Origin of the sequence: Corynebacterium silvaticum (genome assembly GCF_002162115.2) — a bacterium.
Classification (GTDB): domain Bacteria; phylum Actinomycetota; class Actinomycetes; order Mycobacteriales; family Mycobacteriaceae; genus Corynebacterium; species Corynebacterium silvaticum.
The window spans coordinates 1877585-1898423 of record NZ_CP021417.2 but is presented as its reverse complement, the minus strand read 5'-3'; the positions used below and the strand labels follow the sequence as shown (position 1 = coordinate 1898423).

14 protein-coding genes and 5 pseudogenes are annotated in these 20839 nt (G+C 55.1%); 9 read left to right on the top strand and 10 right to left on the bottom strand.

Annotation, left to right across the window (positions count from 1 at the left end):
• Positions 1-255 precede the first annotated feature (255 nt).
• Positions 256-1577, top strand: a pseudogene (locus CBE74_RS21340) (YeeE/YedE thiosulfate transporter family protein).
• On the opposite strand, the gene CBE74_RS21335 reads toward CBE74_RS21340, so the two are convergent.
• Together CBE74_RS21335 and CBE74_RS21330 are read right to left on the bottom strand one after the other, a co-directional pair.
• Entirely contained in the window at positions 1574-2272 is a 699-nt protein-coding gene (locus CBE74_RS21335) for a YggS family pyridoxal phosphate-dependent enzyme (protein WP_087454375.1), read from the bottom strand. The pseudogene CBE74_RS21340 and the gene CBE74_RS21335 sit on opposite strands and share 4 nt — an antisense overlap.
• Positions 2273-2281: 9 nt before the next feature.
• Positions 2282-2428 carry a hypothetical protein gene (locus CBE74_RS21330; RefSeq protein WP_166741038.1) on the bottom strand — a complete coding sequence of 49 codons (147 nt, stop codon included), beginning with the start codon at positions 2426-2428 and terminating at the stop codon, positions 2282-2284.
• Here CBE74_RS21330 and CBE74_RS21325 point away from each other — a divergent pair.
• Positions 2418-3686, top strand: a pseudogene (locus CBE74_RS21325) (alpha/beta fold hydrolase). The gene CBE74_RS21330 and the pseudogene CBE74_RS21325 overlap by 11 nt on opposite strands.
• Before the next feature lie 29 nt (positions 3687-3715).
• A complete protein-coding gene (locus CBE74_RS21320; RefSeq protein ID WP_256219704.1) occupies positions 3716-3850 on the top strand; it encodes a hypothetical protein in 135 nt (44 codons plus the stop codon).
• Here the strand turns inward: CBE74_RS21320 and CBE74_RS21315 are convergent.
• Genes CBE74_RS21315 through CBE74_RS21300 form a run of 4 tightly spaced genes read right to left on the bottom strand, consistent with a single transcriptional unit; the run spans position 3842 to position 8619 of the window.
• Positions 3842-5275 (bottom strand): ATP-binding cassette domain-containing protein, encoded by a 1434-nt coding sequence (locus CBE74_RS21315; RefSeq protein ID WP_087454374.1) that lies wholly within the window; start codon positions 5273-5275, stop codon positions 3842-3844. The two genes, CBE74_RS21320 and CBE74_RS21315, sit on opposite strands and share 9 nt — an antisense overlap.
• Positions 5272-6123, bottom strand: a complete 852-nt coding sequence (locus CBE74_RS21310) for an ABC transporter permease (protein WP_087454373.1) — start codon at positions 6121-6123, stop codon at positions 5272-5274. The genes CBE74_RS21315 and CBE74_RS21310 overlap by 4 nt, the downstream gene beginning before the upstream one ends.
• A 4-nt stretch (positions 6124-6127) precedes the next feature.
• Complete coding sequence (locus tag CBE74_RS21305; RefSeq protein ID WP_087454372.1) at positions 6128-7078, bottom strand: ABC transporter permease; 951 nt, start codon at positions 7076-7078, stop codon at positions 6128-6130.
• Complete coding sequence (locus CBE74_RS21300) at positions 7078-8619, bottom strand: ABC transporter substrate-binding protein (protein ID WP_087454922.1); 1542 nt, start codon at positions 8617-8619, stop codon at positions 7078-7080. The genes CBE74_RS21305 and CBE74_RS21300 overlap by 1 nt, the downstream gene beginning before the upstream one ends.
• A 90-nt stretch (positions 8620-8709) precedes the next feature.
• Between CBE74_RS21300 and CBE74_RS21295 the strand changes: the two genes are divergently transcribed.
• The 3 genes and pseudogenes from CBE74_RS21295 to CBE74_RS21285 all read left to right on the top strand — a co-directional run bounded on the left by CBE74_RS21295 (position 8710) and on the right by CBE74_RS21285 (position 12071).
• Positions 8710-9630 carry an AEC family transporter gene (locus tag CBE74_RS21295; protein ID WP_087454371.1) on the top strand — a complete coding sequence of 307 codons (921 nt, stop codon included), beginning with the start codon at positions 8710-8712 and terminating at the stop codon, positions 9628-9630.
• A 15-nt stretch (positions 9631-9645) separates the two neighbouring features.
• Complete coding sequence (locus CBE74_RS21290) at positions 9646-10194, top strand: hypothetical protein (RefSeq protein WP_087454370.1); 549 nt, start codon at positions 9646-9648, stop codon at positions 10192-10194.
• A 252-nt stretch (positions 10195-10446) separates the two neighbouring features.
• Positions 10447-12071: pseudogene (locus CBE74_RS21285) on the top strand (BCCT family transporter).
• Here CBE74_RS21285 and CBE74_RS24635 read toward each other — a convergent pair.
• The 4 genes and pseudogenes from CBE74_RS24635 to CBE74_RS21260 form a co-directional block, all read right to left on the bottom strand.
• Positions 12052-13240 (bottom strand): annotated as a pseudogene (locus CBE74_RS24635) (HNH endonuclease signature motif containing protein). The pseudogenes CBE74_RS21285 and CBE74_RS24635 overlap by 20 nt on opposite strands.
• Before the next feature lie 125 nt (positions 13241-13365).
• Positions 13366-14352, bottom strand: a complete 987-nt coding sequence (locus CBE74_RS21270) for an LLM class flavin-dependent oxidoreductase (RefSeq protein ID WP_087454369.1) — start codon at positions 14350-14352, stop codon at positions 13366-13368.
• 7 nt (positions 14353-14359) lie between these two features.
• The gene (brnQ, locus tag CBE74_RS21265; protein ID WP_087454368.1) at positions 14360-15679 is read right to left on the bottom strand and encodes a branched-chain amino acid transport system II carrier protein; all 1320 of its coding nucleotides are present in this window, start codon (positions 15677-15679) and stop codon (positions 14360-14362) included.
• Positions 15680-15815: 136 nt separating this feature from the next.
• Positions 15816-17663, bottom strand: a complete 1848-nt coding sequence (locus CBE74_RS21260) for an ABC transporter ATP-binding protein (protein WP_087454367.1) — start codon at positions 17661-17663, stop codon at positions 15816-15818.
• A 123-nt stretch (positions 17664-17786) separates the two neighbouring features.
• On the opposite strand from CBE74_RS21260, the gene CBE74_RS21255 reads away from it, so the two are divergent.
• From CBE74_RS21255 to CBE74_RS21245, 3 genes and pseudogenes are all read left to right on the top strand, one after another.
• Positions 17787-18293, top strand: a complete 507-nt coding sequence (locus tag CBE74_RS21255; RefSeq protein WP_087454366.1) for a hypothetical protein — start codon at positions 17787-17789, stop codon at positions 18291-18293.
• A gap of 302 nt (positions 18294-18595) precedes the next feature.
• The gene (locus CBE74_RS21250; protein ID WP_087454365.1) at positions 18596-19270 is read left to right on the top strand and encodes a DUF3558 family protein; all 675 of its coding nucleotides are present in this window, start codon (positions 18596-18598) and stop codon (positions 19268-19270) included.
• A 3-nt stretch (positions 19271-19273) separates the two neighbouring features.
• Positions 19274-20818 (top strand): annotated as a pseudogene (locus CBE74_RS21245) (hypothetical protein).
• Positions 20819-20839 lie beyond the last annotated feature (21 nt).

Genomic DNA, 20839 nt, shown 5'->3' with positions numbered 1-20839 from the left:
CTGGGGTTTTGTAGGGTGTGTACGCGCTAGCGTTCTCAAAAACGACAAACAGGTGAGGGAAAGGGGATGGAACTCGGCAAAGGGGAGGAGAACGCTGCACAGTTTCCCCACGGGGTTAAAGCTGAATTTTAAAAAATCGCAGCAAACCCCTATTTATTCAAAATAGACAGAATTGTCTTTAAAATCCTTGTAGTTCTAGACGGATAGGTCTACCGTGTGTGGGGTACGCAACCCAGACCAAAGGAATATCCCCTCATGATTGCAACAGGTCTTCTCCTTGGCGCAGTGCTCGGCGTTGTTTTACAGCGTGGTCGCTTCTGTGTCACCGGAATGCTCAGAGACATTTATCTTTTAAAAACGTGGCGTGGCTTTGTGGCGCTTCTTATTGTGATTTCCGTGCACGCGGTGGGCTTATCAGCGCTACGCACGCTCGGCGTCATCACCACTCCAGTGGATGCGTTCGCGCCTCTTGCTGTTGTTGTAGGTGGCTTTATTTTCGGTATCGGCATCGTGTTGGCCGGTGGCTGTGCTTCTGGGACGTGGTATCGCTCAGGGGAAGGATTGGTCGGATCCTGGTTTGCGCTGCTTTTCTATGGCATATCGGCTGCTGCGATGAAGACCGGAATTCTCCACGGGGGAGCGACCTGGCTCAAGGGATTTACCATTAACGCAACCACCATCCCTGATACGTTTGGGCTCTCCCCGTGGTGGTTCGCGATTGGGCTTTCGCTGCTTACGGCATATTCGGTGTGGTATTACCGCAGTAAAGACGGGGTGAGTGTGGCTACGCTGGGGCGCACCGGATGGAAGCGCCCGCTGAGCCTGAACACGGCTGGTCTCCTCGTGGGGATTCTCGGGGTGCTTGCCTGGCCGCTGTCGGCTGCTACTGGACGTAACGACGGCCTAGGCATCACCACCCCAACAGCGCACTTGACTAGCTGGCTCACCACGGGCGATGCAAAATTCCTGAATTGGGGGACGCTGCTTGTTGTGGGAATCCTTGTAGGGTCGTTTGCTTCGGCAAAGGCCACGGGTGAGTTTCGGGTGCGGGTGCCGGATGCGACGACCTCGATACGCTCGATCGCAGGCGGCACACTCATGGGCATAGATGCGGCGCTTGCCGGCGGATGCACCGTGGCAATGGCATGGTACAGACCAGTCTGTTTAGTTATCAGGGGTGGGTGGCGCTGCTGTTTATCGGCCTAGGAGTTGCTGCTACCGCGAAGGTATGGCTCAAGCCTACGCAGAAAACTCGCGTGAACAGCGCCTTTGAGGTGGCGCCGGCGGGGGTGAAGGTGGGCGTCGATAAGCAAGGATTGCGCGCAGTCGCACCGGGCACATACGTTATAGACACGCTGGGCGCGGTGTGCCCGTTCCCTCTTATCGACGCAAAAACCGCCATCAACCAGCTCAGCGACGGGGAAGCGCTCGTCATTGACTTCGACTGCACCCAAGCCACCGAAACCATTCCACGATGGGCCGCCGACGACGGTCACGCCGTCACCGATTTCCATGAGGTCGGCAGCGCCGGATGGCAGATCACCGTGGTGAAACACGGCGCCCTCCTGCGCACCTAACCCAGATATTCCCCACGGGGGCCAAACAGCGCGCTGCCTACCCGCACGCTCGTTGCGCCCTCCTCGATTGCCCATTCAAAGTCGCCGGACATGCCCATCGACAATTCGGTTGCGGTGGGGAAGTCCGGCTGGAGGGCATCGTGAAGTTCGCGCAGCTGAACAAACGACGACCTCACAATGGCTTCCTCGGGGGAATTCTGAGCCATCGTCATTAGTCCTCGTACGTGGAGGCGGTCATAGTCGGCTAGCTGCCCTAAAAACTTCGCAGCCTCGGCCGGAGCAATGCCACCTTTCTGAACCTCTCCGGAGGTATTGACCTGTACAAATACTTCTAACGTGCGGTCTGCGGTCTCTAGCCTTCGCTGCAACGCCTCCGCCAGGCGTATCGAATCCAACGCATGGAACTCCTGCGCCCACGCCGCCACCTCCTTGGCCTTATTGCGCTGCAGCCGGCCAATCGCGCACCACGTCACCCCCGACACCTCGCTGGCCTTAGCCGAAAGCTCCTGTGGCCTATTTTCTCCCAGCACCGTCATCCCCGCCGCCACTGCATCTCGTACGGTTGCCACCGGGTGAGTCTTGGTCACCGCGATAAGACGGACCTCTGCGGCGTCGCGGCCGGCGCGCTCGGCAGAATTGGCGATTCTTTCCAGGACGGCCTCGTGGGCGAGGCGGAGAGCTTCCACGTTTTCCATGCCCCAATCCTATCGTGGGGAAATAGAGATCTTGGTGCACAGGTGCGGGCCAGGCGCGAGTCCTGCGCGGGTGCGGGGCATGCGGTTCATGTGGTTCATGCGGTTTGGAGGTGCACGGCGAGGAATAAGGGTGCCTGCGAATACGATGGGTGCCATGAAGACCCGTTACCTTGGATGCACAGTTTATGAACACACCCTGGAGGTCCCTTGGGATCCGCAGAACCCGGAACTGGGGACGTTTGAGCTCTTTGCTCGCGAGTTAGTGCCCGCTGGGGAGAACACTATCCGGCCTTTTGTATCTCCAAGGAGGAACCGGTTTTCCGGCCCCGCGCCCGATTTCTATCAGTGGCGTGATCAAGGAAGCTCTGAAGACACATCGCGTGATTCTTTTAGATCAACGTGGAACCGGTCGTTCGCATCGCATCGATTGCGACACCCTCGGCACAGACGCAGACAAACTGCACCTTTTGCGCCAAGAATTTATCGTCCATGATGCAGAGGCATTGCGTAAAGCTTTGGGAATCTCCGCATGGACTCTGTACGGACAAAGCTTCGGCGGATTCTGCATTACTTCTTATCTTTCCCTGTACCCAGAATCGGTTGACAAATCCTATATCACTGGTGTTCTTCCAGCCCTTGAAGCTCACGTGGACGATGTGTATCGTGCCACCTACGCAGCCATCGCACGCCGCAGCGAGGAATTCTATAGCCAATTCCCGTGGGTTGAAGCGCGCATCAGGGAAATCTGCCATCACCTTGATAACTCCGACGAGAAACTCCCCACGGGGGAGCGGCTTAGCTCAAGAAGGTTCCGCACCATCGGCATTACTCTCGGCAGGTCGGCGGGATTCTATTCCTTGGGTATCTCCTTGAGAGTCCGTTTCAGAAAAACGGAGAGAAGAAACTCAGAACTGATGTCCTGGCAGAAATTGGTGCACAGGTCAGTTTTGCGAGTGCCCCGCTCTACGCCGCGATCCACGAGTCAATTTATGGCGGGATTGGCGGGTCGCAGACGGCGTGGTCCGTCCACCGCCTCCGTGGGGAAATAGAGGGGTTTGCGCAAGATGCTGATCCACGGTCTGCGGAGAAGTTTTATCTCACCGGCGAGCACATTTATCCGTGGCAGTTCGAGGAGGATCCGGCCCTGGTTCCGTTTACTCAGGCTGCGCAGGACTTGGCCATGCGTCGGTGGGATGCGTCACCGTATCGCCCGGAAGCGCTGACGCAGAGCCCCGTCGCAGCCGCGTGCGTGTACGTCGACGATGCGTTTGTGCCCTATGAGTATTCGCTGCACACCGCGGATAAGCTTTGCGACGCCCGCCTCCACATCACCAACCAGTATCAGCACGACGGCATCCACTGGGCTGGCGAGGAAATCCTGGCGCTTCTCAAAAACAAGGTTGCGGATCACTAATGTGAGCCCCGTGGTTTACACTCATTCTCATGAATAATCCCGTTGTTCTTTCCGCCCACGAAGTCGAGGCGTTTGATCAGCTGGCCCACGTGGTAGGAGGGCTTAACTATTCTGAGGAACACATTCTTGATCCCAGCGTGTTGCTGTATATAACGTCATCCTAAGTGGGGGATCGCCGCCAAGAGTTGCTTGGTGTATTCGGCCTTGGGATTGGCAAACACCTCGTCCACAGGGCCGGCCTCCACGATACGACCTTCGTGCATCACCACCACAGAGGAGCACACGGAGCGGATCACGTTGAGGTCGTGGGAGACAAACAAGAGGGTGAGATGGCGCTCGTGAACCAGCCGGTCTATGAGGGCGAGGACCTTCTTTCTTACTGAGACGTCGAGGGCTGAGACGGGCTCATCGGCAAGCAGAATATCCGGTGACGCAATCAGCGCGCGAGCTATAGAAATGCGCTGGCGCTGCCCGCCCGAGAACTCGTGGGGAAAACGGTCGAGAATCTCCCCACTGAGGCCTACTTCTTCTAAAACCTCAACGATGCGCTCGTCGCTGGCACGCGGGAGCGGCTCGGCGACGATCTCGCGGATGGTCATGCGGGGATCCAGAGACCGCATGGGGTCTTGAAAGACCATCTTTTTGGTGCCGGAGACGGAGATGCTGCCTGACGTGGGGCGTATGAGTCCCGCGATCATTTTCAACAGCGTTGTCTTCCCCGAGCCCGAGCCGCCCACGATTCCGACTCTTTCCCCACGGGAGACGTGGAGATCAATGCCATCGACCGCTTTGTGGCGTCGATAATGCTTGTCGACGCCCCGCGCCCGCACCATGGACTCATCAGTAATCATGGCGGGGCGGGCGGGAGGGAGCTGGGAGGCGTCGATAAGCGTGCGCGTATAAGAGTGCGCAGGGGAGTGGAGAACCTGCTCTACGGTTCCTTCCTCGATGACTGCGCCGCCTTGTATCACCAGAATGCGTTGGCACGTGGCGGCCACCAGACCCAGATCATGAGTGATAAAGAGCAGGCCAGTTCCGCGCTCGGCGACAAGACGCAAAATCAGGTCGACAATCGCCTTTTGAGAAGTCACGTCTAACGCAGTTGTTGGCTCATCGCACATCAACACGTCGGGGTCGTGGGCCAGGGCCATGGCAATCAATACGCGTTGACGCTGCCCGCCCGAGAGCTCGTGGGGAAAACGCTTGCCGAGTGCAGGGTCGAGTTCCACGCTCGACAGCAGCTCCGCAACCTTCCCCCGTGGGGAAACAGAATGAACTTTGAGCACCTGAGCGATCTGCTTATCCACTCGCATAAGCGGGTCGAGAGCCGTCATGGGTTCCTGGAACACCATGGCAATTTTGCGACCCCGGATACGGCACATCGCTTTCTCCGACAGCGCCGTGAGCTCTTGTCCGTCGAGTCGAATGGAACCTGACGCGTTGATGAGTCGCATGATGGACAGCGCGGTCATCGTTTTGCCGGAGCCGGATTCCCCAATCAGTCCGACGCGCTCGCCGCGGTCGACTGCCAGAGCCACATCCTTCAGGATTCCCGCAGCAGTGAGATTGCGGACTTGGAGAAGCGTCATGATGAAGACTCCTTAGAAAAACCTGCGGAACGGCGCGCGGAACGGGGGTCGGTGAGATCGCGGAGGCCGTCGCCAAGCAAATTAAAGCCCAAAACGGTCAGCGCGATAGCCAGACCTGGCCACACAGCCAACAGCGGTGCGGTAGCCAGCGATGATTGCGCAGATTGCAGCATCCGACCCCAGCTAGGATCGGGCGGCGGAGTGCCAAGGCCTAGGAAGCTCAGGCCGGCTTCGGCAAGAATGGCGAGGGCAAAAGCCACCGACGCTTGCACCACCACCACACTCAAAATATTGGGAATCACGTGGCGCACTGCAATGCTCAATTCCCCACGGGAGGAGTCGCGGGCTGCAGCAACATAATCCTGCGCCATCACCTGCATCGTCGCCGCGCGCGCCACACGAGCAAAAGCCGGAATATTGGCCACTCCAATAGCCATCATTGCGGTCAACGTGGTGGCCGAAAACATCGCGATGGCCACAATCGCCAGAAGCAGGCCCGGAAACGCAAGCAGCAGATCTGCGCCGCGCATGATCACCGAATCTATCCAGCCGCGCCGCATCCCTGCCCACACGCCGAGCGGCACCCCCACGAGCGCTGCCACAGACACTGCGACAATCCCCACGAGGAGAGTGATGCGAGATCCCACCATCACCTGCGACAACACATCTCTGCCATAGCGATCCGTGCCCAAAAGATGGCTTATCGACGGCCCCTCCAACCGCGACCCCGGCATAACCCGGAGCGGATCATAAGGCGTCCACACTAAGGAAACCAACGCAATAACAGCAACGACGATAACGATCCCCAGCCCGATCTTGCCGCCGAGCGAAAAACGACTACTACGCATGAACCTAGGCCTCCCTTCGAGTGCGAGGGTCCACCACAACATAAGCCATATCCACGATCGCATTGACCACGATGGCAAGGACAACGAGGATCATCACAATCGTCTGCACCGTGGGCAAATCGCGGTTTGTTACAGCGGTGAGCAGCAGACTGCCCAGGCCGGGAATAACAAAAACCCGTTCAATAACAACCGCGCCCACCAACAGGGAGGTGAGCTGCAAGCCCGTCACCGTCAGAACTGGCAGGGCCGCGTTGCGCAGTCCATGGCTGCGCAGGGCCTGCCACGAGCTCAGGCCAATGGCTCGTGCGGTGCGCATGAAATCTTCGCGCATCACATCCATGACGGCCGCCCGCACATATCGAGTCATAATCGCAGCCTGAACAATCCCAAGAGACACCACCGGCAGCACAAGGCGCGCCAGGAAACCGCTGAAATCTTCATTCGGCACCGACCAACCGTTGGTGGGCAACCAGCGCAAGCGAACCGCAAAAAAAGAAATGAACAGTATCGCAGCAAGGAAACTCGGGACCGCAATCCCGACCTGGCTGAGTGCGGAGATAAGGATGCCGTCGATATGCTCTGAGCGCCTGGCCGCCCACAAACCCAGCGGGACGGCAAGCATGAGGGCGAACAGCATCGATAAAACAGCGAGAATCAGACTGACCTGAAGCTGATCCGCGACGATGGGCGAAATATCCGTCGAGCTAGTCAACGAAGTCCCAAATTCCCCACGAAGGAGGCCACCGATCCACGACACATACTGCTCCCACAGCGGCTTATCGATCCCCATCGTGGCGCTTAGCTTTGCGACGGCCTCCGGCGTCGCGGTCACACCAAGTGCCACCTCTGCCGGGTTCCCTGGCACAATCCGAAGCGCGACAAAAATGACCACGCTGGCAATAAACAACGTAAGCGCGTACTTAGCTGCGCCTCGTGCAAGTCTCGCCGCAATCACTAGTGCGTTACCTTCCTTGGTTCTTCTTTTGCGATAGCAGCCAACAGGAGGCCGTCGCCCACAGCGTTGATGGGAACACCGCTGACGTTCTTCGCCGTCACCACAATGTTGGGCAGATTGAACAAGTTATCGGCCGCGGCCTGATCCAGGATCCGCGTGACCGCCTTTTTCATCGTGGGGACGTAGTCGGATTCATCCACGGTGTCTGCTTGGGCGATAAGCTCTTGAACTTTTTTGTCGTTGTACCCCAGGTAATACTTTGGGTTAGCAAAAATATTGGGAATATCGCGGGCCTCGGTATGCGCAATCACCGACATGCCATAGTCGTGGCCCTTATAAACTTTGGCCAACCACACGGACGGAAATTCGGTGGACTCGATGCTCACGTCGAAGCGGATGTCTCGAAGCTGCGAGTACAAAATCTCAGAAGCCGTGGCAGCATAGGGCAACGACGGCACCGAAATAGTTATTTTGGTCCCCGTCGCCCCGGCCTCATCCATCAACTGACGCGCACGGTCAGGGTCAAACGGATACTGCTCCGCCTTTTGATACCACGGATCCGTCGGCGGCACCGGCGCGCCCCCGGTGTCAATTCCGTAGCCCTCCCACGTGGTATCAATGATTGCTTGCCTATCGACGCCAAACATCACCGCCTGCCGGACGCGGAGATCATTGAACGGCGCCCGCGCATGATTCATCGTGAGCAGCACCTCACCGTTGGTCGTGCCCACGTTGACATCGAGGTCACCATCGCGCTGTATGGACTCCAAGAGCTCAGGAGACTGCAAACCGATCACAGCGTCAACGTCTCCGGAGCGCACAGCATTAGTCAGCGAAATCGCGTCCGCGAAATAGCGCAACACAGCCCGCTTATTCTTGGGAGATTCTCCCCAATATTCCCCACGGGAGGTGAAGGATAGTGACGTCCCCACCGCCCAGTTATCCACCTCATAAGGTCCCGTGCCCACCGGTTTCGTGGCCAACTCCGACACCCCCCGTGGCGACATCATCGCGCCAATCAATGTGCCCATCGACCACAACCAGGTGTTTGAGCGCTGCGCGAGCGTGACTTCGAGGGTGTGGGTGTCGATAACCCGGGTGTTGGTCACCTTAGACATTTGGGCTTTTAGGCCATTAGTCCAGGCGTCGGAAAGCACCCGATCGATGGAAAACTTTGCAGTGTCCGCCGTGAAAGCGTCGCCGTTGGAGAAGCGAACGCCCTCGCGAAGGTGAAACACATACCGTGTGCCGTCCTCCGACACATCCCATGATGACGCAAGCAACGGCTCCACCTCACCACTTTGATTAACCCGAACCAGTCCCTCATACACATTGCCCATCAGCGCCTGCGGAATGGCAGCGCCAGAGGTAGTAGTGAAATCGAGGGAGCTGGGGGGTGCCGTCAAACCAAGAGTCACACTGTGATCATTGGACTCACGCACCAACGAATTTTGCGACGCCGTCGAACCAGCAGAGCACGCACTCAAACCAAAGATCGCCAAAGTCATCATCGCGACCACGCGCCGGGGGAAAGAGAACATGACAAGCAGACTAACCGGTGAATGCATGAGGACAAACTTGTTTTTAGCGGGGGGTGCCTCCCGTGGGGAAAGTAAAGCACAATCTACGGTATGGAGAGTATTTTCCGTGGATTCTTTGTGATTTTTCTTGTGATCGGCTTAGGCGCGATCCTCGGCAAGAAAAACGTATTAGGCAAAGGCGCTGCCGCTTCGCTAGGGAATTTTGTCTATGTTGTCGCCACCCCGGCGCTACTGTTCGACAAAATCCTGCACTCCGAGCTCTCTGAAATTGTGTCGACCAATTTTATGGTTGTGTGCATCAGCGCCACGGGCATCGCGCTTCTCTCCTTCAGCATCAGCACTGTGCTCCTGCGCCGCCGCGTCGACGACGCCATAATCGGGGCACTGGCAGCAAGTTATGCAAATGGCGGCAATCTTGGAATCCCCATCGCCACCTATGTGCTTGACGACGCCACCCTCGTCATCCCGCTCATGCTCTTCCAAATTGCTTTCTACGCACCACTAGCCATGACCTGGCTAGATTTTCTCCACAACAAAAAAGACGCCAACCTCCTAGGTAATCTCGTGCGGACCCCGCTGCGCAACACAATGTTCCTTGCATCAATAACCGGCCTAACGATTGCAGCAGCCGGACTGCACGTGCCCGCAGCCCTTGCCGAACCGATCCGACTGCTTGGCGAATCATCCGTGCCGCTGGCCTTGATCCTCTTTGGGATGTCCCTGTCCACCACCTTTCCCCGTGGGGAAACAAAGGTGATAGACACCATCGTGGCTTGTGGGCTTAAGAACTTTGCTCATCCCGCTCTAGCGTGGGGAATTGCTTCGGCGATGGGGATGACGGGCCGGGCCTTGCTCGTCGCGACGTTCTTGGGGGCGCTGCCTACCGCACAAAATGTGTATGCGTATGCGTTGAGGCATGGAACGTCGGAAAGCTTGGCCAGAAACAGCGGCATCATCAGTACACTCGTTTCTTTACCGACCCTCATCGCAATCATGTATTTGTTGGGATAAACCTGTGAAGAAACTATGATGTGCTTGATGGCGATAACAGTGAGAACTTCCTACCGCGCTTTGGCCCAATCGAAGGCCACGATCACGTGCGCGCTCTTTGTGATTCTCATGACGAGCCTTCTTGGCGTGCTCCTCGTCGCGCATCACAACGCAACAGGAACCATGCGAATGCTTTACGCCGCCTCCAGTGTTGCACCTACCGTGGGGATTATCAGTGCTCTGGCTTCGCTCGGGGCTTTCTTTGCTCGACGACGCCGCCCCATTCTCAAAATCAGTGACAAAGTGCACATAATACACTCCGGTGCGGCCTTCTCCATCGAGGACCTTGCTCACATTCGGATCTGGAGCGACGCAAAAGCGAGCTTTCTTACGATGCTGCCGACCAATGCCATCCAGCAAAGAAGAAGCGAAAACCTCTACACAGTCGAATTCCCTGCAGGAGCGACGCCGCGGCCCTACGAAATAGCAGATGAGCTGGGGCGGAGGAATGCTGGGGTTGTGGTTGATAAAGTCGGCCTGCTTCCCCCGTGGGGAAATGAAGTTCGAAATCCCCCACGGAATTAGTAACGTGTGACCGGTACCTGTAGGACTACCGGAAACGTTTATTTCATGAATTCCCCGATTTCTTCGGAGCCAATACCGCAAAGAAAGCCCTTTTTAGGGCTTAAGACTGACCCCTTTATTTTTCTCGTATCGCTAGGCTTTGTCACAGTGTTTGTCATCGGGACGATCGCCCTAGGAAGTGCTGCACGAGACACTTTTACACGAGTGGCCTAGGGACTTCTCACAGGGACCGGATGGCTCTACATCGGTGGTGTGAGTTTCATTTTTCTTTTCTTGGTCGGAGTGTTCATCTCACGATTCGGTCGGCTGCGTCTTGGCGACGACAACGATGAACCTGAGCACGGCCTTATCGCCTGGTTTTGCATGCTTTTCGCAGGTGGGGTGGGCGCAGTACTAATGTTCTGGGGCGTGGCTGAGCCACTGAACCATGCAGTGAACGTCCCACGGCAAGATGCAGAGCCGCTACCGGAGAAAGCGATAACTGAAGCTTTTGCTTTCACTTTCTACCATTTCGGTATTCATATGTGGGCTATTTTTGCGTTGCCTGGCCTTGCGCTCGGTTACTTCATTTACAAGCGCAAGCTTCCCCCACGGGTGAGTTCTGTATTCGCGCCGATTCTGGGCTCGCGTATCTATGACATTCCCGGAAAGCTTATCGACGCCCTCTCCATCATCGCAACGACTTTCGGCATCGCAGTCTCTGTTGGTTTGGGCGTACTGCAAATCAACTCTGGACTCCAACGTCTGTGGGGATTACCAGAAGTAAGTTGGGCGCAGCTGCTTATCATTTTGGTCATCACAGCAATCGCATGTGTGTCCGTTGCCTCTGGACTGGAGAAGGGCATCAAAATTCTGTCGAATGTCAACATTAAACTCGCAGTGCTGCTGATGCTTTTTGTCTTGATTTCTGGCCCGACACTGACGCTGTTACGTTTTGCCACTGAATCGTTCGGTATTTACGCTAAAGCGCTTCCCGACATGATGTTCTGGGCTGACTCATACGGAGATAATCCAGGATGGCAGGGAAAATGGACCGTGTTCTATTGGGTATGGACGATCTGTTGGTCTCCCTACGTGGGGATGTTCGTTGCACGCATCTCCCGTGGGCGAACGGTTCGTGAATACATTGGCGGGGTGTTGGCACTACCAGCCATTTTCTCTGTGATCTGGTTCGCGGTTTTTGGGCGTGCAGGAATAGAAATTGAGTTAAATGAGCCAGGTAAGTTGTCTGGCCCTGTCGTTCACGAGGGGAATGTTCCCTTTGCCCTGTTTGGGTTTTTCCAAGAATATCCTTGGACAAGCGCTGTCTCGACGTTGGCTCTTGTAATCGTGGTGATTTTCTTTATTACGTCTATTGACTCAGCCGGCATGGTGAATGACATTTTTCGACAGGGGAAGAAGAAGTATCGCCCGTCGGCTATCGAATCCTGTGGGTGGTAGCTATTGGCGCTGTCGCAGGAGCGTTGTTGATTGTGTCTCCGTCTTCCGGCATTGCGACGCTCCAAGAAGTCGTAATTATTGTTGCATTCCCGTTTTTTATTACGCAGTTCATCATGATGTACTCACTGATGAAAGGGATGATGGACGATTCAGCTGCAGAGCGCAGAATTCAGACTCGTCAGTGGCAGAAGACAGATACTGCGGAGAAGCTAGAAGCACATGGGGCTATGCCTGCTCTGGGATACGATGAAGATGGCAATGAGCTGCCTGTTGTTTCATTGGCACACGATGAAGACGGGAACATTGTTATCCCAGGAAGCGTAGTCATCGAAGGGGATCTTGGGATTACCGGCGATGTTGTCGATGATCAAGAGGATTCTGCAGGAGTTAAAATCGTGGAGCAGTCCCGGCCCCAGCCTAAGGAGAATTGGGAGTAATTTCCCCACGGGAGAAGTGGTGGAGCGCCCACATCCTGGCTGATTTGTTGGCTAAAGGGTGTTCGTTAAATTGCAGAGGTGCCTCGGGATCGGGTGGTTGCCAGCCAACACGCCCGGTCGTGGGGAATTTTGCGTAGTGCCCATTGCGATGCTTGCCGAGGATATGATCGTCGTCGTTTTGGGCGTTATGAGAACCGCATACCATGGCTAAATTTTCCAGGTTTGTGTTTCCTCCGTGTTTCCATGCATCAATGTGGTGACATTGTGCTCAGAAGGCGGCGCGGCTGCAAGAAGGGTAAGTGCAAAGAAGCTGGTCGGCTGTAAGGATGATGCGTTGTTTTGTATTTGCTAAGCGCTGAGTTCGAAAGAGATCGACGGGTTCGGCGTTTTCGTCGTATAGCAGGGCGTAGCCAAAATCAGCGAGAAGATGATTGGCAAGATCAGCGGTTTTGATTGTGGCCCCATCAGTGGTGGCTAGTTCACCGCCGCCATTGTTTTTCCAACCATCCGCTGGCAAGAAGGATCAGGCCTTCGCGAAGTGCGTTGCCATCGGGGGAGCGGGAGTCGTCGTGAAGCAAAGTGCCAGTGATAGCGTCAGCGAGCGCTTGCTGGCTTGACACGGTTTTGTTTTTAAAGCGGCGTGCGTAGTCAACCATGCGGGATTCGATGGCGGTCATGAGTTCTTCAGGGAGAGATAAGAATAAATACCGCATATTGTTGGCATCGGGGGCATGGGAGAAACGTGCGTAGCGCAGCGCCTGGGAGTGCGTGGGGGAAGGATTGTTTTCTTCCTGTAGACGAATGTCGGCATGCTGCTTTAGGACTGTGAATGGGTGTTTGCATGCGAATAATAGGAGCTCAACTCGAAACGCTTCTTGGTTATCAGGGTCGCGTAGGCGTGAGACTTTCGTATTAATCAGTGCGATTGTGTCTAGCCACAGATTTCCTTGTCGAGCAATAGCCAGGGCTTCTTCCCGCATAGCGCTGTCCCTCGTGGGGCCAAACAGAGCTTTTGCAGTTTTGATGTATCGGCCCATAGTCGTTGGATCAATGCCAAATAGCGCAGAAAGCTCCACCTTTGCTCGAGGTTTTTGGGAAACCGAAAAGATATATTCGGCTAATGCAACTCCATTTGCGGCTAAAAACTCGAGGCATTCCTTGACGTTCATGCCTTGGAAACTAAAAGGTGGAGGTGTTAAAAGCTAGGGGCGCGCGATAATGCTGTGGATAACTTGTTTTTGGAGCGAGAAGTAGCCGGAGTTATCCACAGGTGTGGCCTGGGATATTTACCTAACTAAATCCATGTGCTACCGAGCTCTTCTACAGCTTGTAGCTGATTGCCCCACGAAGAAGTACGGAATAAGAGCATCAGTTCGTCGGCATTTGTGCGCGCAACAAATTGCTGCAAATAATCCACCACTGTTTGGGTAGTGCCGACAGCACTGAAACGTAGCATTTCGCGGACGTTATCTCCGGCGTGAGTATTGGCTAATGCGTCCAGTTGAGAATCGCTAAGAGATTCCCCACGGGGTGAGATAGAACGAAGGGTGCTGCGGAAGACTTCATCAAACTCTTCGTGGGCTTTCTGCATGGTTTCTGCCCAAGTGACGTTTACTCCAGCGATCACATACGGTTTATCTAGGTGCGATGACGGGCGAAATTCCCCACGGTAGGTGCGAATTGCCTCATTGAGATACTTAGGTGCGAAATGAGACGCAAAGGCGTATGGAAGCCCTAGTTCTGCCGCAAGACGTGCACCAAATAGTGACGAGCCCAAAATATAAAGCGGTACTTGCGTGCCGGCGCCGGGGATTGCGCGAATACCCGGAATTGGAGATTGATCTGAGAGATACGCCTGGAGCTCGGCCACATCGTGGGGAAACGAGACAGAGGAGTGAGGTGAGCGTCGAAGAGCTTTGCCAACGGTGTTTTGGTCCGTTCCTGGGGCACGTCCGAGGCCTAAATCTATGCGCCCGGAGTGGAGCTCAGCGAGGGTGCCAAATTGTTCAGCCACAATATAAGGCGAATGGTTAGGCAGCATGATGCCGCCAGCGCCTAGCCGGATGTGATGGGTGTGGTTGGCAACGTGGGCGATGAGGATTGCGGGTGACGACGAAGCGATCGTCAGCACGTTGTGGTGTTCGGCGTACCAAATGCGCGAAAACCCCAGTCGCTCTGCGGCACGAGCCAGTTGGATTGATCTGGTGAAACTTTTTCGTGCGGTTTCCCCACGGGGGATGGTGACAAAGTCAAGTATTGAGAGCGGTACTGGGGTTTTCATGTGGGGATTAGCTTCTTCGCGTGTAGTCGATTATTCCGCCGATTGCGAGGAACGTGAAGGCGGGGAGTAGCCAGGCGAGGCTGACGTCGTGAAGCGGTGCCCAGCTGACGAGGCTTTCTGCCGCGGTGATGCCTTGAGCGCCGAGAGTGGTCAGTGCTGACCAGATGGTGACTGCCCAGACGGGGAGTCGGAAACCCCACAGGAGCTTCAGTTTCCCCACGGAGAGTTCCAGGATGGTGATTGCGACCAAAGTAATCGCCACCGGGTAGATAAAGGTGATGAGCGGAGCCGCGATGCTCAGAACTTTAGCGAGCCCCATGCTGCCCACGAGGAAGGAGATCAGGGAGAAGATCACCAGCCATGCTTTATACGAGATGCCTGGGAGCAGACGGTTAAAGAATTCGCTTGTGGCCGCGAGCAGACCCACTGCTGTGGTCATGCAGGCCAGGAGGACGATGAGTCCGAAGACGACTTGGCCGGGAGTTCCCATGGTGAGTCGTGCGGCACCGGAAAGTAGGGATGCGCCATCTTGGTAGCTTTGGCCGTCGGGCATGATGCGCCCCACGTAGCCGAGTCCCAGGTAGATGATCGCGAGCAGAGCAGACGCTATCAGCGATGCAATGATGGCCGGTTTGATGAGTGCCTTGCCTTCGCTACCACTCTTATATTTGAGTGAAGAAATAACGAGGATGCCGAATGCAAGTGCAGCGAGGGAATCCATCGTCATGTAACCCTCGAGCAGTCCGGTGGTCAGCGGCGCGGTGGCGTATTTTTCGGTGGCGGGGGAGACGTCGCTGTGCAGATTGAAGATCGCCAGCACCACCAACACAGCCAGCAAGATAAGGAGCGCTGGGGTGAGGAATTTGCCGAGCTTGTCAACGATCCCCGTGGGGTTAAGCGCGAGAAGTAACGCCACGGCGAAGAATAACGCGTTGAACCCCACGGAAGCCAGTGTGGAATCTTGCTCAAGTACTGGTTGGACGATCATCGAGTAGCTCACAGCGCTTGTACGCGGCATTGCGTAGAAAGCACCGATGGAGAGGTAGACGATGACAGCAAATGCGATATTGAACCAGTTTCCGGCGCGGACGCCAAGATCCCGGATGTCGCTTCCCGACATAGTCATCGCAATGATGGTGACGGCGGGGAGCGCTACGCCTCCGAGAAGGAAGCCGATGATGGCTGGCGTGAAATTTTCGCCAGAGCTCGTGCCGAGGACCGGCGGGAAAATGAGATTTCCAGCGCCGAAGAACATCGAGAAGAGCATGAGCGCAGTCGCGACGATAGCGCCGGTGGTGAGCTTACTTTCCTTCGTGGGGAGCGTCATGATGTGGATCATCCTTCTTATCTAATGGATGACCCATACCCTACAACCTCTTTTCCCACATAGTGGAATTCTGGTACCAAAAAAGGGGCAATATGAGATGTAAGTCACTATTTTGTGGGGCTTTGTCTTCGTAGTGTTACGCCTGGAAACCGAATTTTTTCAGTTTCTCCTTGTTTGCCTCGCTGGCATCCGCTGTCAATGCGAGCAACTCGGCGTAGATGCCGCCGGAATGTGCGAGCTCTGCAGGGGAGCCGATTTCGTCGACGGTGCCGTCGCGAAGCGTGACGATAGTGTCCACATCCGCAATCGTGGAGAGTCTGTGGGCAATGATGATCGTGGTGCGCCCCACCATGAGTTGTTCAAGTCCCGCCTGAACCGCAATTTCTGACTTTGTGTCCAGTGCGGAGGTGGCTTCGTCGAGAACGAGCACGGGAGTGTCTTTGAGCATCGCGCGGGCGACTGCGATTCTTTGTTTTTGGCCGCCGGAGAGGCGAAGGCCGCGTTCACCGATCAGCGTGTCGTACCCGTGGGGAAACGCGCTAATAAAGTCATGCGCATTTGCGCGCTTTGCGACGCCCACCACGTCCTCCAACGTCGCATCAGGATGGGAATACGCAATATTTTCTCTAATAGTTCCGGAGAACAGGCTCGATTCCTGGAAGACTACGCCAACCGATGCGCGCAGCTGCTCTGAAGACAATTTAGATACATCTTCACCGCACACCGATAAATGGCCGGTGCTCGGCTGGTAAAGACCAAGCAGTAAGTTGACGATCGTTGATTTACCACCACCCGATTCCCCCACGAGGGCAATGCGCTGCCCTCGGCCGGCCGCAAAGGACACCTCGTTGAGGACTTGTTCGCCTTCGTTGTAGGAGAAGGACACGTTTGAGAACTTGACCACCGGTTGCTCTCCCCGTGGGGAAAGCGGCGGGATGGTGTTGTCGTGGAGGAGTGGTTCGTCGGAGGCTGTTGTGGCGGCGGCGATGTCTGGGTTAACGGTTGCTTCGAGGTCCTTTTCCATAACCTCGAAGTAGTCTTTGGAGCCGGCGATGGCCCGTTGTGTGGTGTCTACAACCCAACTCATCATCGTCATGGGTATGCGGGCCATGTTGACGAGTTGGATGAGCAACACCATGTCGCCGAGCGAGAAGTGCCCGTGGAGGGTTCTATAGAAGAGGACGAGGTAGATTCCGAAGAAAATAACGTTCATGGCCCCAGTGCGGAGGGCGTCCATGAAGTGCCAGAAGGTTGATTGTTTGCGAGTGAATTCAACGGTTTTGGCGTATTTGTGGCTGAATCCTTTGAGCTCGCGGACCTCGGCGACAAAGCTTTTGACTACTTTGACTTGACTTACGACTTCTGCGAAGCGTCCGCCGGCAAGGTCGACTTGTTCATTCTTTTGTCCCTCGATGACTTGCCATTTTTTACTGGTTAGTGATGTCAAACACATGTAAACGGGGATGATGATGGCAAGCAGGACTGCCAATGGCCAGTAGTAGCTTGCAGAGATGCCCAGTACTGCCACCACGGTGATGATCATGGGGAAGAAGTTGTTGGACATCGCTTGCAGCGCTTGGGTGATTGATGTGATGGAGCGGTCGAGACGCGCGATTATTGTGCCGGTGACTTGGTCGTCAAAATATCGCTGAGGCATGCCTAGGAGTTTGGCAAAGTAGCGCGTGGACAAGATCTGCCGCAGCCGTGCTGCCATCACGTCGCCGATATAGCCTCCGACATTGGTAAAAGCCGTGTTTGCGAGTTGCGTGATAAGCAACGCGACGGCAAGCCACATAACGTGGGGGTTAGCCTTTTCGACGCTCATCTCGCCATTGACTGCGGAAACGATGGTGTCAGTGGCGTCTTTGATAATGAAGGGGGTGGCTAGCGCGAGTATGGCAACAAATACTGCGGAGAAGATAACTCCCAGGTAAAAAGGCCAAAGGGCGGAGGCGCTGCGGAGGATTCTGAGGATAGATCGCACGGGTGGGGTGACTGCTCTCTGAATAAAATGGCTGGTTGGGAGACATGTAATGCTCTCACATCGTCTCCGTTGTTAAAATTATGGGAAGTTGTTCGTTATTCGTCGTAAGCGTGAGGATATTTGATGCGTATTTCCCGATCTCGGCTTGTTGCTGGTGCTATGGTGGGCGTCGCAACGCTAACTTTAAGCGCTTGTGGCGGTGATGACGTATCAACAACCGTCTCTGTTACTCCAACGACCACAACGTCCGTTCAGTTCCAGCCCAAGCAAGTTTCGCCGATCAAGGTCGACCATATCAATGCCCCTGAGACTGATCCGGGGCTCAATGTGAAGTGGGAAATCCTTGGCACCAGCGCCAATAGTCAGGGTTCCGGTTCGGTGATCTATGTGAAGATTACTAACCTGAACGATCTTGCACTACCCAAAGACGCATTCCCTGCGCCCACTTTGCGCGTGAATGGGGCGGATATGTCGCAAGTGGACGCTGGCACGGTGGGGCTGGATTTGCCGCTGGGTGCTGGTGCGTCGACGAACCTACAGTACGCATTCAATACGTCCTATGGCACGCTTTACGACGCCACCTTCCAGATAGGCAACGCAATTTTTGAGGGAAATCTCAATAGCATTTAGCAATATATTATATTTCTCTTGGTCTAAACTCCCCCGTTTGGGTGGAGTGTATTTTTTGTGGGGAACGGAAGAATAGGACTCCTACCTGCGCTATTTAGATGCCCAAAGGCTAATTCTCCAAATGGCGTAACCGATCGAGGTCCTTCTGTAGTCTAAATAATCTGAGTACGGCTGTTGCGGGCTTCCACAAGGAGGCCGGTGGCCGGCGGACCGCACAAGTTACACCGTGGTGACCGCCTCCGGACAGCGCCCTCACTCTGAATTGGAGGCACCAGAGTGACAGCGCGAAGGGGGAGTCCGACATGGGCACAGGGGGTTTTCTCATGCACTGGCTAAACCTTGGGACTGACTCGCAGCAGTCGTACTCTTTCATGCGTCGATGTTCATTACTACTGACGCTCATGATTATCTGCGCACTCATGTTCACCGCATGCGTGCAGAACTCTCCTAAAGAATCTGTGTCTGTGGAAGCACTCCGCGCGAATCCGACAACGGAAAACACACATCCTGATTTTCCTGAGGTTAGGGAACCGAATCCGGCAGACCCCAATTTCTCATTTTTCGACCCGTGCACGGATGTGCCGGCGGAAACTTATGAGCGGGCGGGGATCGTTGCTTCAGGGTCACGTTCTCCACAGTTCAATGGCTATAAAAGATCGTATTGCCATTATAGGTTTAAAGTCACGCCTGATCCTGCTGCCGTGATTCAAATAGGTGCGGATGTCCTTACAGATTCAGACATCAATAACAGTAATGACGTTCTGCTAAATGTTAAGAACATTCAAGGAGTTCCGACTGGGGTTTATTTTACTTCTGCGGAATTAGGGGAAGAAGATTATGAGTGTACTGCAGTAATGCCAACGTCTAGAGGTCGGATTTGGGTTTCCCATTTGTTCTTTGGAACTGGGAATTTTACTCAAGAAGACGCTTGCCCTAAAGCATGGGAAATATTAAAAGAAATAACAAGGGGGATCTAGAAAATGGATATGCAGGTAAACAAGGATTTGTTAGAGCGACTTTGCCAAGAACTAAAGGAAATAACTTTAGTTGCGGGAGAAATCAAGAGTCATCTAGCAAAAGCCAACATTTCCGGCGCGTATTCTCCGCTCATTGGGCTTGATCAAATCGGGGCAAATCACGGGATAGTTCTTAAAGGGGGAGCTGGGTCGGCGTCAACGGTGCTGCAATCGCTGACACAACAGATCAGTTGGCTGCATGATGCGCTTCGTGCAAGCCATGGGGCATTGACCGGCCAAGAAGATCATGGTCGGCGAGGAATGGATATTGCGGATGAAGGCGGTTCGGTGGGGAGAGAAGCAGTCCGTTTCCCCACGAGGCCAGAGACTGCTTATGAAAATTTCTCTTTTTCGCATCCAATAGTCGTACAGCCAGCGACAATGGATGCTCTTGTCCAGGGGCTAGCCGCTACCCAAGAGCAAGAGGTGTTTTTTGGAATGCAGAGCTGGTCAGATATGTCTCGACTGGCTTCAGAGGTTGCGATGCGGCTTCGTAAAGTGGCAACAGATTTGTCTGAGGGAAATAAGGGTGAGGTGATTGATCGGGCTGTCGAACGGATCAATGAGGTAGCTCAGACCAGCGAGGTTTTCTCCGGCAACGCGAAAGTCATGGCGGGGGAGGTCTCTAAGCTCATTGGTATTAAGACAATGCTGTGGTTGGAAGCTGCAACGGCGAACTCAGGGATTAAAGCTATGACGGATCCTGCCGCGAGAATTGCATCGGAAAGGGCCGCTCTTCTGCATTTTCAACAGAAACTTCAACGTATCGTCGATCGTTCGGTGCCGGACATTCGCAACTTGATGGATATGAACACTTCGACTGCAGGCGGCGGAGGCGGCACCGAAATTGGCATGGATGATATTGCAGGTAATGGGCGGGTCTCTACAGCTGGACTTGGTGCGATAGGAGTCAACGCGGGGGACCGCGTCGATACGCAAAGCACGCATTTTTCAGCGCCGTAGTTTGATTCTGTGAATAATGCTCAGCATCAGTTACAGAAAGTGGGAGCAAACAATGTGGGAACTCACATGGCGCAGGCGGCTGGATTTCCCCACGATGTACCTCGATTTGGGGCTGCACACACCGTCCCGCATGCGGTCGGGGGTGCAGCTACTAGCAACGGATTGAACGCGTTAGGCCTGCCACTTGCAGGCATGAACGCACATAAGAGTTCGCCGGGTACATCGCGTTTCACCGTGGGAGGAAAGAACCACATTCCTCATGGCATCCACCACGCTGCAGAGGCTCTGCGTCAGACTGGAGCCAGACAGCAGTGGACTGGGCATCCAATGCACGGCGAACCTCCCGGCAGCGCCACCCGCCAAAACCAAGCGGGAGGACACATGATGCCGATGATGGCGGCACCAGCCGGAGTATCGCAGGGTGATAAACGCGGAAAAGTTAAATCAGTGACGAGCGCAGTCGAAGTCGACAAAAATATTGCCGCTCTCATCGGAGAACGCAGCGCCGTGGTCCCCGGAGTCATCGGCAGCTGGGTGAGGCAATAATATTTTGGCGCGGGAGCGGAT